Below are 13,984 nucleotides of genomic sequence, written 5' to 3' on the forward strand. Positions count from 1 at the left end.
AGTAGTACTAATAGCCCGAGACTTTCTTTTTCCGGAGAAAGGGTTGATATATCAGCAGGTGGTAGGTAGTAATACCTGTCATATGGCTCAAAGAAAATGAGTTACGTTAGAGTAACGTTGTCCAAAGTCAAACATCTTAAAAGGTATTAAGGTGGTTATAGCGTTGGGGATCCACCTCTTCCCATTCCGAACAGAGAAGTTAAGCCCAACCACGTCGATGGTACTGCGTAAAAGTGGGAGAGTAGATAGCCGCCGTTTTAGTAAGCGCAAGCTGAAAGGTAGAAAGGAGTTCATTCGAAAGAGTGGACTCCTTTTTTCATTTATCATGGTTTCACTTTTTATCAGAATTGAATGTTACATTGAGCATGAATTTATGAGCAGTATAGATAATACACTCCCTGCCCTCTTTTGAGAAGGGGAAGGGGGAGTGTAGATATTTAGTCAAAGGAAAGTTTTATGATTTCTCCGTAGGAAGGTACATTCTTGAAGGCTTCTTTGATGTCATATTCTCCGGCATAAACCCGTGCACAGGTTAAAACGCCTCCGTGAGCGAATATGCAGACATTCTCTAATCCACTCTCTCTTATTTCATCAAGAAATGAACTGACACGTACATATTGATCTTTTAAAGACTCCCCTTCCGGTGTTTTGGTATCGATCCAATCTGCAAACCAGGCTTCGGAACGAGGATCGGAAGATAACTCTTCCCATGACTTCATCTCCCATTCCCCGAAATTAAGTTCTTTTACCCGGTCTTCCCGGATTGCATCCGGATAACCACAGTAAGAGGCGAGACGTACGCAACGTGTAAGCGGACTGCACCAGACTTTATTGAAAGTGAGTCCGGAGAGCGATTCTTTTACTTTTTCAGCCTCTTCTTCAAAGGAAGGACGTAATGCAACATCTGTCTGTCCGTATGCGTAGCCTGCAGGAACGTCGACAGAGGTGTGTCTGATCAAGTAGATATTCATATAGTGACTTTCTAAAGTGTTGTTGTATATATAACAGTTATCCCGAGATAAAAGCTCAATTCGCAAAGTAAAAATGTGGCTCCGCAACAATCACCGGTATATCCTTGTATTTTCTTTTTCATAAGTGTAGTCAGCATATACCAGGTAGCAACCGGAAGAAGACCGGCCAGAAAATAAACGGGTTTCGGTAGCCAGCATAAAGGAACTAGCAGGCAAATCAGACTGAACAGATATTCTCCTGTCGTCATGCGGCTATAGATCGTTTTACTTTTAGCTTCTTCCTCTTTTCGGGCATAAGGGAGACGGTTGATGATCATCCCTGCCACTCCTTTGCTATAAGGATCACCCGCTAATATGGCACAACCGGCCAATTCAACAGGAAGACTGCTGAGTAATAGGTAATACAGGCCAAAATAGCAGATTAAACCGATTACTCCGTAACTACCTATGTGGGAATCTTTCATAATGGCCAATACCCGTTCCCGGTTGGTTCCTCCTCCAAATCCGTCAAAAAAATCGGCCAGTCCGTCTTCATGCAAACAGCCAGTAATCAATAATCGGGTTATCATAGCCAGGGCTACGGCAACTCCGGCTGGTAGAATAAGGGAGCTTGCATACAATACGATAACCATCAATCCGGCAGTGAACCAACCGACCAGCGCCCATCGGCTGACTATATTTTTGAAATATTCGGTGGGAACCTCTGCCAGTTTCCAGAAAGGTAGACGTGTAAAGAATATGAATGCAGCCAGTATACGTAACATATATATAAATGTTAGGAATGGAAGACCATCCGGTTAGAAATATTTAGTTACTGCAGCTTGTTGGAATGTATGCATTTCATTGATCATACGTACAGCCGAGTCGATAATCGGGTAAGCACAAACTGAACCGGAACCTTCTCCTAAACGTAATCCCAGATTTAAGACCGGTTCTGCCTGAAGTACATCCAACACCTTTCTGTGTCCGGCTTCGTCTCCGCAATGTCCGAATATGCAATAAGGAAGCATTTCCGGATATAGGCGGGAAGCTGCCAACACACAATTGGTCATTATAAAGCCATCTACGAGAATCACCATTTTGAGTTCTGCAGCCCGAAGCATTCCACCAACAGCCATGACCATTTCATAACCTCCGAAATAACCGATCACATCCAATGTACTGTTATCGCCTTTGTAGTTTTCAAGGGCTGCTTTCAATACTTTATATTTATGTTGCACCCCGATGCTGTCCAAGCCACTTCCGGCACCTACACATTCGATCAGGGGAATACCTGTGAGGCAAGTCATCCACATACTTGACGCAGCTGTATTGCCTATGCCCATTTCTCCGAAACTGATGACATTGCATCCTTCTTTATGGCAGTCAGAGACAATATCGGCTCCATACTGAAGGGCCAACTCCATTTCTTCACGGGTCATAGCGGCTTCGTGCAGGAAATTCCGGGTACCTTTCCTGATTTTCCGGTCTATCAATAGTGGTATTGCAGGAAAATCGAAATCGACCCCGCCATCGACTATTTTTATTTCAAAACCATGCTGACGAGCCAGGAAACAGACACCGGCTCCGCCATTCAGAAAGTTGTGAATCACCTGGCGGGTGACTTCCTTGGGAGATTTGCTAACGCCTTCATCGGCAATGCCGTGATCAGAGGCATATATAACATTCATCGGATGCGTTAAAGCTGGTGTAAGTGTCTGCTGGATCAGTCCGACCTGGAGAGCAATTTCTTCCAATCTGCCCAACGAACCTTTGGGTTTGGTCAGATTATTTATTTTGTCTTGTAGTGCTTCCGCAATAGCAGTATCCGGTTTTTCAATATGAAAGGTAATCATTGTTCTATTATTTTGTTATTCTTTTATTTTCATGGGTATTCCGCTTATCATCAGTACAACTTCATCGGCACGGGAGGCTATGTATTGGTTTAGCCATCCCTGCAGGTCCGTGAATTTGCGCTGTACCGGATCAGGGGAGACACCTCCTAATCCTATTTCATTGGTAACGAATATGAGATAAGCATGCTGTTCGACCAGCCGGTTGAATTCTTCTTTCAGTTCTTTGAGAGACAATTCGACATTGCTGTCGTTGTCAAAAAAGAAATTAGTACCCCACAAGGTGACACAGTCTATTACGACTACCCGCCCATTCAGGTTGTGATGGCTCAGGTATTTTTCTTCTTCGATGTTTGTCCATTCCGGACCGCGGTCGGCCTGGTGGCGGAGAACACGTTGGCGGAATTCTTCATCCCATACACGGGATGTAGCCATATAGACCGGGTTAGCGCTTAATGATAAGGCTAACTTTTGTGCATATCCGCTTTTGCCGGAACGTTGTCCTCCTGTTACCAGTACGATATGTTTGTCAGGCATCGCTTTATTCTCCTTTCGGCTTATTGCGGGCAGCAGCTCGTTTCGCTTTATTTATCGGATTGTTCTTACTCGTTTTCCGCAAACTGGCAGATTTCGGGGAAGCTGCGAGACGTTGTGCAACGGCAGCTCTTCCTAAAGATTTACCGAACTTTGGGCGCATAGCCTCTTTGAGTGCCTTTTCTTCCGTTGTCAGTTTTTCTTTTGGTTTTTCTCCGCTTTTAGCCGCCTTTCTTGCGGCTGCATATTTGTTATATTTGACATATTTACCGGGTCTTAATTTACTGCCGGAACCGGAAGATTTCTTTTTTTCGGTAGCAGGAGCATTTGTGGCAGGAGTGTTGGCCTCTACGATTTTTTCTTTTTTCTCAACTTTTGCAGTCGCTTCACCAAAGATGAGATTTTGAGTTTTTCCTGCACCCGTACGGGCATGTTCCTGTGCCTGTTTGAAATTGACCTGAATATCATCGAGCATGATGATATCCGTCTTACTTACTTTCTGTCCGACTTCGGGCAGTTTACCATTGACGGTAACCCGTCCCATTTCGATGAATTTGTCTGCTTCCCTGCGGGAGCAAAGACCTGCGTCACTAAGCAGTTTGTTTAGTCTTATTTCCATATTCGTATAATTTTTTTATTGCAATAATAATGATAGAAGACAAACAAGCAATCCCATAGCTAGTTCTGTATTGCTGTTTATTTTAGTTGCTATTAACATATCTTCTGTCGTGAAAGGCCGGTCGTTAACTCCGATATGAGGTTTTTCTACAGCCTGTCCGAAATAGTCGTGCGTTCCTCCGAAACGGCAATCCAGAATGGCAGCCAGCGCCGCTTCAGGATAACCTGAGTTCGGACTGAGATGTGCACGACCGAAGCGCGTCAGAAAATCTCTTTTATGCCAGTTGCCGGAAACCAGTAACATCAAACAGGCTGTCAGCCGGGCTGGTATATAATTGGCAACATCGTCCAGCCGGGCAGCTGCTTGTCCGAAATCCTTGTATCGCTCATTTTTGTAACCGATCATTGAATCGAGCGTATTGATCATTTTATAGGCCATCATTCCGGGCAGTCCCAGAAAGCCGAACCAGAACATCGGAGCGATCACTCCGTCACTCAGGTTCTCAGCCAATGTTTCAAGGGCGGCAGCTCTGATCTCTTGCGGGGATAAGTCGGAGGTATCGCGTCCTACGATGCGTCCTACTTGTGTGCGTCCTTCTTCCACGCTGCGGTCTACTGCTTCAAAAACAGCTTTGACTTCCGTGATCAGAGTTTTTCCAGCCAGACAATAAAAAACACCGATCCCGATGAGGATGGCATATAATTGTGTATTTATGAATATAGCCGATAAAAGCAATAAACGGGTCAGAAGATAAACACCGGCGACGAGGACCAATGTCAGTAAACCTCCTTTATAAAAGCGGTTCTCCCCTTGATTGAGTCTTTTTTCTCCGAAAGAAATGAGTTTTCCGAACCAGACGATAGGATGGGGCCAGCCTTCCGGATCGCCTAACAGACGATCTGCCAGCCATCCGCCCAGAAAAGGAATAACCCTAAGTAAATATATCGATTGAGTTGACCAGTACATATTATTTGTTTGAGATACAAAGGTAGAAAATTGTACCGTTGTTTGTTTTGTAAATTCACTAATAAATATCTACCTTTGTCTTATGCTTAGGATAATAACACATATAGAACGATTATTACTGGTACACGACTGTGTGATTGTACCGGGATTTGGTGGGTTTGTACTGCAGGCTGTTTCAGCTGTATATGATGAAAAAGAACATTTGTTCAAACCCCAACGAAAAGAAATCGTTTTTAATGTCACATTGCAGCATAACGACGGGTTGCTTTCGGAATCATATATGCAGATGTATGATGTCAATTACCGGAAAGCGCAATTGATGTTGGAAGAAGATGTGGCAGATATGAAAGTGGTTTTACAGGAAGATAAGAAATTATCTTTGGGCGTGCTAGGTTCCTTTAGCCTTGGGATGGAAGGACAAGTTATTTTTCACCCGGGAGAATCTGATGCTTTCAGTGTGGGTTCGTATGGCTTGGTTTCATTCAATTTCCCGCAACTTCAGCCTGTTTTGGCAGAGCGTGAAGAGGTTGCTTTACTTACCCGAAAGAGAAAGAAAGATATATTATATATACCGGTTAACCGGAAATTACTTCGTGTCGCTGCGGCTTCGGCAGCAGCAGTCGCTTTATTCTTGCTTGTGTCGACTCCGGTAAAGGATGTCAATCAGGCGGCCTATACAGCGAGTTTTGTTCCGACAGAGATGGTTGTGAAAAGTGCTCCTGAAATAAAGCCGGCAGAGGAAATTGCTTCGGAAGAAACGATTGCACCTGAAATCAATGAAGTGAAGACTGAGCGTAAAGTTGCTGCTGTAGCTCCGTCCCGTGAAGTGAAAAGGCAAAAGATTACCCCTGAACCGGCAATAGCTAAGCCTAATCTTAAAATGTACCACATTGTAATCGCAAGTTTTCCAACGGAAGACCAGGCTGATAAATACATAGCAGGTGTAGACCGTCAAGAATGTAAACATGTAAGTAAGGTTGTTCGTGACGGGAAGTACCGTATTTATGCGGATAAATTCGATAACCGTGAACAAGCTGAAAGCTATATGGCGACCTTGCGTATGAATGAAAAGTACAAAGATGCGTGGCTGTTCATCAGTCGCTAAATAATACTTCTTGTATTTATTTTATTTGCTACTTACTCTTTTAAATACTGAAATAAAAATACCTCCGGGAGAATTTAGAATTTCTTTCGGAGGTATTTTGTTTTTCTTCCGAATGAAACTAAAATATCTTTCGGAAGTGTTCAGGAGTTATTGTTTTTTACTCCTCTTCTTGTTTTGATTGTTTTTTCTTTTTTAAACGGCCTGCTTTTCGTAGTGCCTGGTCCAGGATGTACTGGATCTGGCCATTGGTGCTGCGGAATTCATCCGCAGCCCATTTTTCGATAGCATCCATCATCTCTGCATCAATTCGCAGAACAAAGTTTTTGGTTGCATTCTCTTTTTTGGCCATCACTCTTATATTAATATTAAAAATTTAGGATCATTGATATAATGTACCTGTGTTAATAACAGGCTGGGCTGATTCATCCGCGCAAAGAACTACCAGTAAATTGCTTACCATGGTTGCTTTCTTTTCTTCGTCGAGTTCGACAATACTGTCTTTCTCCAGTTTCTCTAATGCCAGATGAACCATACTGACTGCCCCTTCTACGATACGTTCCCGGGCTGCAATGATGGCATCAGCCTGTTGGCGGCGAAGCATAACACCCGCAATTTCAGAAGCATAAGCCAGATAATTGATACGTGCTTCCACCACTTCTATTCCGGCAAGCGTGAGACGGCTGTTCAGTTCGTCTTCGAGTCGTTGGGTTACTTCCCCTTCGTTATCGGAACGCAATGTTACTTTGTCGGTTGTTTCGTTTGTATCGTATGCATACATTCCGGCGACCTGACGTAAGGCAGCGTCACTTTGGATCTGAACGAAAGATTTGACATCTCCTGAAATATCGAAGGTCGCTTTATATGTATCTTTGATTCTCCATACCACTACAGCTCCGATCATTACCGGATTACCTACTTTGTCGTTCACTTTGATTGGCTCCAGGTTCAGGTTGAAAATACGCAGGGTCACTTTTGTTTTCAATAAAAGTGGATTTACCCAGAAAAAGCCATTCTCGATAATTGTGCCGACATATTTTCCGAAGAATGTCATGACCCGTGAATTGTTCGGCTGAATAATGATTAATCCGTAACACATGAAAATTGCACATAGTGCACCAATAATGCCTAAAACAATACTCCAGGGTTGTTTCAGTGTGAACATGAAAATGGAAGCGCCCAGTATTACCAGGATAAATAATATGGCCAGGAAACCGGAGAGCCTAATGCCGTCAAATGCTTTTTCTTGTGCTTTCATAATAATTTATATTTGATATTATTTTGATATCACAAATTAAAACAATTATCTGTATATAACCAAATAAAATATCCCTTTTTTATAAGAGGATATTTAAAATATTATTTAGCTTTGTCTACTCAAAATTTACACGATTGGAATTTCAACTAGATACGGACAACAGAGAGTTTCAGGATGCCCTGCAACTGATCACTCATACCCGTCAGTCTGTTTTCCTGACAGGGAAAGCGGGGACGGGCAAATCTACTTTTCTCAAATATATCTGTTCGCATACGAAGAAAAAACATGTTGTATTGGCCCCGACAGGTATCGCTGCTATCAATGCGGAAGGGGTGACTTTGCATTCTTTCTTTAAGCTGCCGTTTCGTCCGATGCTTCCGGATGATCCCGACCTGAGTCTGAAAGATGGTCGGATTTTCGAATTCTTTAAATATAGAAAGGAACACAGAAAGATTATTTCGGAGGTCGAACTGATTATTATCGATGAGATTTCGATGGTAAGAGCGGATATTATCGATTGTGTGGACCGTATTTTGCGTGTTTTTTCCGGGAATATGCGTTTGCCGTTTGGTGGAAAACAGCTGTTATTCGTGGGAGATGTGTTCCAGTTGGAACCGGTTGTGCCATCCGACCAGAAAGAGATATTGAGCCTGTTCTATGCCAGTCCGTTTTTCTTTTCGGCAAGAGTATTTCAGTCGATCAACCTGGTACCGATCGAATTACAGAAAGTCTATCGCCAGACCGATCCTGTTTTTATCAATATATTGGACCGGATACGGAGTAATGCTGCAAGGAAGCAGGAACTGGATATTTTAAATGCCCGTTACTTCCCTGAATTTACGCCGAATAATGAGGACATGTACATTACGCTTGCCACCCGTCGCGATCAGGTCGATTTCATCAATGAAAAAAGATTGTCGGAGCTGCCCGGTGATGAATTTATCTCTACCGGACGTATAGAGGGGGATTTTCCGGAATCCTCTTTGCCTACGCAACTGAATCTGGCGATCAAGGAACAGGCACAAGTAATCTTTATCGATAATGATCACGAACGTCGTTGGGTAAACGGTACTATCGGAATGGTTTCCGGCATTGATGAAAACGGGAATATATATGTCCTGCTGGAAAATGGGATCGAACATCTGGTCGAACCTACCTCATGGCGCAATTACAAATATAAATACAACGAAAAGGAAAAGAGAATAGAGGAAGAAATTGTCGGAACTTTTGAGCAATTGCCCATCCGCCTGGCCTGGGCGATTACTGTGCATAAAAGTCAGGGACTAACCTTCAACCGGGTCGTTGTCGATCTGACGGGAGGTGTATTTGCCGGTGGGCAGACCTATGTAGCCCTGAGCCGTAGCACATCGCTCGAGGGGCTGGTTCTGAAAAGCAGGGTGACTTCTCATGATATTTTTGTCCGTAAAGAGATCGTTCAGTTCAGTCAGATTTTTAACAGCAAGGAACTGATAGAAAAGAGTCTTCGTGAAAGTGAAGCCGAACTTTTGTATGCCCGTGCCGCGCATGATTTTAACCGTGGAAATATGAAAAATGCAGTGGAATCGTTGGCACAGGCTGTCGGAAAACGCAACGAACTCGATAAGCCGTTGGTACAGCGTCTGCTCCGTTCCAAACTTCAACGTATAAATTCGCAACAGGCGGAGATCAGGAAACTGAAGGAAGATTTGTATGCACAGCGTGAAATCCTCAAAGAATATGCCCATGAATATTATCTGATGGGGAATGAGTGTGTCACGAAAGCCAATGACCCGAATGCAGCTCTCCGCTCATTCGACAAAGCCTTGAAACTATATCCCGAATATGTGGATGCCTGGGTGCGCAAAGGCGTGACCTTATTGGATCTTGGAGAAACATACGATGCCCAGGTCGCTTTGAACGAAGCGGTCAGGTTGAGTCCTCTTTCATTCAAAGCCCGTTATAATCGCGGGAAATGTTATTTGCGTATGAAGTATTATGAGGAGGCGGTCGCCGACCTTCAAAAGGCGGTATCCATCAAACCGAAACATGCTTCTGCGCATGAATATCTGGCGGAAGCTTACCGTTTTGTCGGTGAAGAAGAACTGGCACAACAACATCAGGATATAGCAGATAGTTTGCGGGAAAATCGAAATATTTAAGAAAGTCCATAAAAATCAAACGGAATCGTAATGTTTTGGTAACATAGATTATATATCTTTGCGGCGTTATATAAAAAGTGTTTCGATTGTTTTATTTTAAATACCATCTAGTATGAAGAACTTATCTGTGTTTGTTCTTTTTCTTTTTTGTCTGACATTTGCTGTGAATGCACAGGTTACAACATCCGGGATCAGTGGTAAGGTGACGGCAGAAGGAGAACTTCTGATCGGTGCTACAGTGCAGGCCGTTCACGAACTCTCCGGTACTACTTATGGCACTGTTACTAATGCCGACGGACGTTATAGTTTACAGGGAATGCGTATCGGCGGCCCTTATACGGTAGAAGTCTCGTATGTAGGATTTCAGAAAGCCGTATATAAAAACATTACCCTTCAGTTGGGTGAAACGTATTTGTTGGATGTGAAACTGACTGAGTCGTTATCGTTGGATGAAGTCGTTGTCACTGCCTCGAAAGCTGCGTTGTTCAATTCCCAGAAAACAGGAGCGGCTCAAAACTTCAACCAATCACAAATTCTTTCGACTCCTACGGTAAATCGTAGCATTTTCGATATTACTAAAATGAATCCGATGGGAATCAATACGAGTAGCGGGATGTCGTTTGTCGGTTCAAGTAATAAATACAACTCTTTTCAAATTGACGGGACGGCGAATAATGATGTGTTCGGTTTGTCTGCCAGCGGAACAAATGGTGATCAAGCGGGGGCAAACCCAATCTCTTTGGATGCCATTGAAGAAATTCAAGTGGTAATTGCGCCGTTTGATGTCCGGCAAAGTGGATTTACCGGTGGTGGAATTAATGCGATCACGAAATCAGGTACAAATGCGTTCCATGGTTCTGTTTACGGATATTATAATAATGAGAAATTTTATGGAAAGACACCAGGAAATGCAAAGGAACGTACACGCCTGGATGATCAGTCGTCTGAGACATACGGAGTAACTTTAGGTGGTCCGATCATCAAAAATAAATTATTCTTTTTTACAAACTTTGAACGGGTAAAGGAGGTTTATCCTACAACTAACAACATTGGGACTGAAAGTTCCAAATTAGATAAAAACGAAGTGGGTCTGATTATTGATAAGATATCTCAATTAACAGGCGGTTATAACGGTGGTGGTTATGGCCCGTTGGATGTGGATACTTATTCGAATAAATTCCTGGCACGTATCGACTGGAATGCAAATGATAAAAATAAATTTACCCTCCGGTATAGCTTGCTTGATGCACGCAGTATGAATTTTTCAAACAAACCAGCCGCTGCTCGTCTGAATGATAATGGTTATTATATGAAGAATTCCACTCATTCAATTGTTGCGGAATTGAATACGCAAATAAATCCTTTGTTGGCGAATGAGTTACGTATGGGATGGACCCGTGTCAGGGATAATCGTGATCCGTTAGGACAGGCTATGCCTTATGTTAAGATTGAACAATTGTCCGGTAATACATCACTGGAATTTGGGACGGAGAGATTTTCAATGGCGAATGCTTTGAATCAGGATATTTTTACGTTGACGGATAACCTGACTAAAATGGTGGGAAACCATGCGATCACAGTGGGAACATATAATGAATTTTTTAAAATGAGCAATTTATATCTGGCAAACAATTATGGTTCCTATACTTATAGCTCATTGGACGATTTCCTCTCGGTGGGGACAGCAAATGAAGTCGCTCCCAAATATTATGATTATTCGGTTGCACGTACGGAAATAACCGGGACTGACCGATGGGCTCCAGAATTTGGTGCCGCGCAATTAGGCTTTTATGTACAGGATGAATGGAATGTAACGAATTTATTGAGATTGACTTATGGAGTGCGAATGGATATCCCTTTGTTTTTCGATAAACCGCTGGCAAATGAAGCATTTAATAATTCAGACATAGCGAAGCAATACAAAGTGGCAACTAACCAGCTGCCTTCCACTAAGGTGTTGTGGTCGCCTCGCGTGGGTTTTCGCTGGAACCCGGATGAAGACCGCAGGACTTTGGTTCGTGGAGGAATCGGTATTTTTACCGGACGTATTCCTTTCGTTTGGATATCAAATAGCTTTACAAATACCGGTATTGAAGTAAGCCGTACTTCTTTTAATTTCAGAAATATGCCTCAAATCAAACCTGATGGTTTCCATTTCAATATTGATCCGTCCAAACAATACGAATCGCCGGGCACATCGGAAGTAAATGTTGTCGATAAAGATTTCAAATATCCATCTGTTTTTCGTACCAATTTAGCTGTGGAACATACATTACCTTATGATATCCGTGTTAGTTTAGAAGGTTTGTATTCAAAAACCTTAAATAATATTTTATATGAAAATATCAATTATCAACATACCGGTAGTTTGAATAATGGAGGAGATAATCGTCCCACCTACAAACAAGTCGATGCCAATTTTACACAAATTATGTATCTGACTAATACGAATAAAGGATATACGTATAATATAACAGCCAAGGTTGAAAAGCCTTTTGATTTCGGTTTAAATGCGATGGTTGCATATTCTTACGGACAGGCAAAATCTTTAACAGATGGAAATTCTTCACAGGCATATTCAGGTTGGAAATATAATCCTGTTTATGGAGGAGATGTTGCCCCCGAGTTAAGTTGGTCTATGTTTGATGTGCGTAACCGTATAGTCGCTTCGGTTTCTTATACAAAAGAATATGCCGGACATTTTGCTACTACAGTAAGTCTGTTTTATAATGGGCAAACCGGCGGTCGCTATTCTCTGCTTTATTCCAATGATATAAATGGTGACGGTTATGGGAATGACTTGTTATATATACCGACAGACGCAGAGCGTGAGAAAATGCTCTTTACGGATATTGTATCTAACGGAAAGGTCACTTTTACCGCGGCAGAGCAAAAAGATGCTTTTGTCAAATGGATTGAAGGAAATAAAGATATCAGGGATACAAAGGGAGATCATATTAAGCGTAATCAATTGGTAATGCCGTTCGAGCATCATTTTGATTTCCATATTGCACAAAATTTCTTTATGAATGTGGCTGGTAGAAGACATACATTGCAAGTTAATTTTGATATATTGAATGTTGGGAATTTGTTCAATAAGAAATGGGGATTATATCATCAGACTTCCACAGGTTATGATCTGACTCCTGTAGCTGCTTTTGCAGGTAAAGATGGTCAGTTTACTTATCAGTTCCGTGATCCGGGTGATATGTATACGAATACGGCTATAACTTCACGCTGGCAGGCTCAGATAGGTTTACGTTATATTTTCTAACGCGTATTTTATGATTTGAATTAAATAATCGGAAGAGGTTCACTATCTTTGTGAACCTCTTTCTTTTTGAGGTGATATGATTATGAAAAGATATATAAGTTTGCTTTTAGGATGCGTGATTCTGGCCGGCATTACTTTTTCCGGTTGTTCTTCGTCAAAACATAATGACCGTTACGTCGTGGTCCTTTCTATGGATGGTTTCCGTTCCGATTATCCCGACCGTGCTTATACTCCGACATTGGATTCTCTGGCGAAAGTCGGGATACGTGCCGCTTTTCGTCCCTCGTTTCCCAGCGTTACTTTCCCTAACCATTACAGTATGGCGACCGGCTTGCATCCGGACCATCATGGTCTGATCAATAATTTCTTCTATGCTCCCGACTTGGATAGTATTTATCGCATGGCAGATCCGACACCGGGCTTTTACGGAGGTGAACCGATCTGGAATACGGCAGAGAAGCAAGGTGTGCATGCGGCTTCTTTTTTCTGGGTGGGCAGCGAGTATTCGATTCAGGGACGTCAGCCTTCTATCTGGAAGCCTTTTGATAAGCATGTTCCTTATTCGGACCGTGCCGACTCTGTGGTAGCGTGGTTACGTTTGCCGGAAGATATACGTCCTCACCTGGTTATGTGGTATATAGAGGAACCCGATGGGATCGGGCATATCTGTACACCGGATTCTTCGGCAACCTTGCATAAAGTAGAAGAACTGGACCGGGTCTTGAATCATTTCTTTAATGAAGCCCGTAAACTGGATGTTTTTGATAAAATCGATTTTATAGTCCTTTCCGATCATGGGATGGCAACCTATACGCCGGAGAAATATGTCAATCTGAACGATTATTTGCCCCGCGATAGTTTCGATTATATTTTTGACGGTGTCCCGACTTTGCTCTATCCGAAGAAAAGTTATACGGAGACAGCTTATAATATTCTAAAAAAAGTCCCGAATGTTACGGTCTGGAAGAAAAACGAAATACCGGCAGAATACGTCTATGGGAGTAATCCCCGGATAGGTGACCTGGTCGTACTTCCCCATATAGGGACCTATCTGCATTTTCGTGAAAAATCTTATCCTTATCCGGGAGCAACTCACGGCTATGATAATTTCGCACCTGAGATGGAGGCTATCTTTTATGCGGCAGGTCCGTCTTTTAAAAAGAATGTGGAATTGCCGGTAATGGCTAATGTCAATTTATATTTGATCATTTCCCGGTTGCTGGATCTGGAACCCGCACCGAATGACGGTGACAGTCTGGTGGTGAATTCATTATTCCGTTAAACAATAAA

At 42.6% G+C, this 13,984-nt stretch carries 12 protein-coding genes and 1 rRNA gene; 5 read left to right on the plus strand and 8 right to left on the minus strand.

Annotated features, from left to right (window positions below; all coding sequences use genetic code 11):
• The first annotated feature begins 147 nt into the window (after nt 1–147).
• A 5S ribosomal RNA gene (gene rrf / locus IEY67_RS14070) occupies nt 148–258 on the plus strand.
• Between the two features lie 179 nt (nt 259–437).
• Here rrf and cobC read toward each other — a convergent pair.
• Genes cobC through cbiB form a run of 6 tightly spaced genes read right to left on the minus strand, consistent with a single transcriptional unit; the run spans nt 438 to nt 4,922 of the window.
• Entirely contained in the window at nt 438–971 is a 534-nt protein-coding gene (gene cobC / locus IEY67_RS14075) for an alpha-ribazole phosphatase (protein WP_122374956.1), read from the minus strand.
• An 11-nt stretch (nt 972–982) separates the two neighbouring features.
• Nucleotides 983–1,735 carry an adenosylcobinamide-GDP ribazoletransferase gene (locus IEY67_RS14080; RefSeq protein ID WP_183672057.1) on the minus strand — a complete coding sequence of 251 codons (753 nt, stop codon included), beginning with the start codon at nt 1,733–1,735 and terminating at the stop codon, nt 983–985.
• Between the two features lie 33 nt (nt 1,736–1,768).
• Complete coding sequence (gene cobT, locus IEY67_RS14085) at nt 1,769–2,806, minus strand: nicotinate-nucleotide--dimethylbenzimidazole phosphoribosyltransferase (RefSeq protein ID WP_183672058.1); 1,038 nt, start codon at nt 2,804–2,806, stop codon at nt 1,769–1,771.
• A 15-nt stretch (nt 2,807–2,821) separates the two neighbouring features.
• On the minus strand, nt 2,822–3,340 hold the full coding sequence (locus IEY67_RS14090; protein ID WP_183672059.1) for a bifunctional adenosylcobinamide kinase/adenosylcobinamide-phosphate guanylyltransferase: 519 nt from the start codon (nt 3,338–3,340) through the stop codon (nt 2,822–2,824).
• 4 nt (nt 3,341–3,344) lie between these two features.
• Nucleotides 3,345–3,956 carry a S4 domain-containing protein gene (locus IEY67_RS14095; protein WP_122356384.1) on the minus strand — a complete coding sequence of 204 codons (612 nt, stop codon included), beginning with the start codon at nt 3,954–3,956 and terminating at the stop codon, nt 3,345–3,347.
• Nucleotides 3,957–3,971: 15 nt separating this feature from the next.
• Nucleotides 3,972–4,922, minus strand: coding sequence for an adenosylcobinamide-phosphate synthase CbiB (gene cbiB / locus IEY67_RS14100; RefSeq protein WP_122374961.1), 951 nt, complete (start codon nt 4,920–4,922; stop codon nt 3,972–3,974).
• An 82-nt stretch (nt 4,923–5,004) separates the two neighbouring features.
• On the opposite strand from cbiB, the gene IEY67_RS14105 reads away from it, so the two are divergent.
• A complete protein-coding gene (locus IEY67_RS14105; RefSeq protein WP_183672060.1) occupies nt 5,005–6,027 on the plus strand; it encodes an HU domain-containing protein in 1,023 nt (340 codons plus the stop codon).
• Between the two features lie 157 nt (nt 6,028–6,184).
• Here IEY67_RS14105 and IEY67_RS14110 read toward each other — a convergent pair whose 3' ends face one another.
• Nucleotides 6,185–6,376 (minus strand): type II toxin-antitoxin system antitoxin, encoded by a 192-nt coding sequence (locus tag IEY67_RS14110; protein ID WP_122356378.1) that lies wholly within the window; start codon nt 6,374–6,376, stop codon nt 6,185–6,187.
• Between the two features lie 30 nt (nt 6,377–6,406).
• Nucleotides 6,407–7,282 carry an SPFH domain-containing protein gene (locus IEY67_RS14115; RefSeq protein WP_122356376.1) on the minus strand — a complete coding sequence of 292 codons (876 nt, stop codon included), beginning with the start codon at nt 7,280–7,282 and terminating at the stop codon, nt 6,407–6,409.
• A gap of 134 nt (nt 7,283–7,416) precedes the next feature.
• Here IEY67_RS14115 and IEY67_RS14120 point away from each other — a divergent pair, with 134 nt between their 5' ends.
• The 3 genes from IEY67_RS14120 (at nt 7,417) to IEY67_RS14130 (ending at nt 13,976) form a co-directional block, all read left to right on the plus strand.
• On the plus strand, nt 7,417–9,420 hold the full coding sequence (locus IEY67_RS14120) for a tetratricopeptide repeat protein (RefSeq protein ID WP_122374963.1): 2,004 nt from the start codon (nt 7,417–7,419) through the stop codon (nt 9,418–9,420).
• A 112-nt stretch (nt 9,421–9,532) separates the two neighbouring features.
• Nucleotides 9,533–12,694 (plus strand): TonB-dependent receptor, encoded by a 3,162-nt coding sequence (locus IEY67_RS14125; RefSeq protein WP_183672061.1) that lies wholly within the window; start codon nt 9,533–9,535, stop codon nt 12,692–12,694.
• Between the two features lie 82 nt (nt 12,695–12,776).
• Nucleotides 12,777–13,976: an alkaline phosphatase family protein gene (locus IEY67_RS14130; RefSeq protein ID WP_183672062.1), complete on the plus strand. Its 1,200-nt coding sequence runs from the start codon at nt 12,777–12,779 to the stop codon at nt 13,974–13,976.
• Nucleotides 13,977–13,984: the final 8 nt, after the last annotated feature.

Origin of the sequence: Parabacteroides faecis, assembly GCF_014647375.1 — a bacterium.
GTDB classification, from domain to species: Bacteria; Bacteroidota; Bacteroidia; order Bacteroidales; family Tannerellaceae; genus Parabacteroides; species Parabacteroides faecis.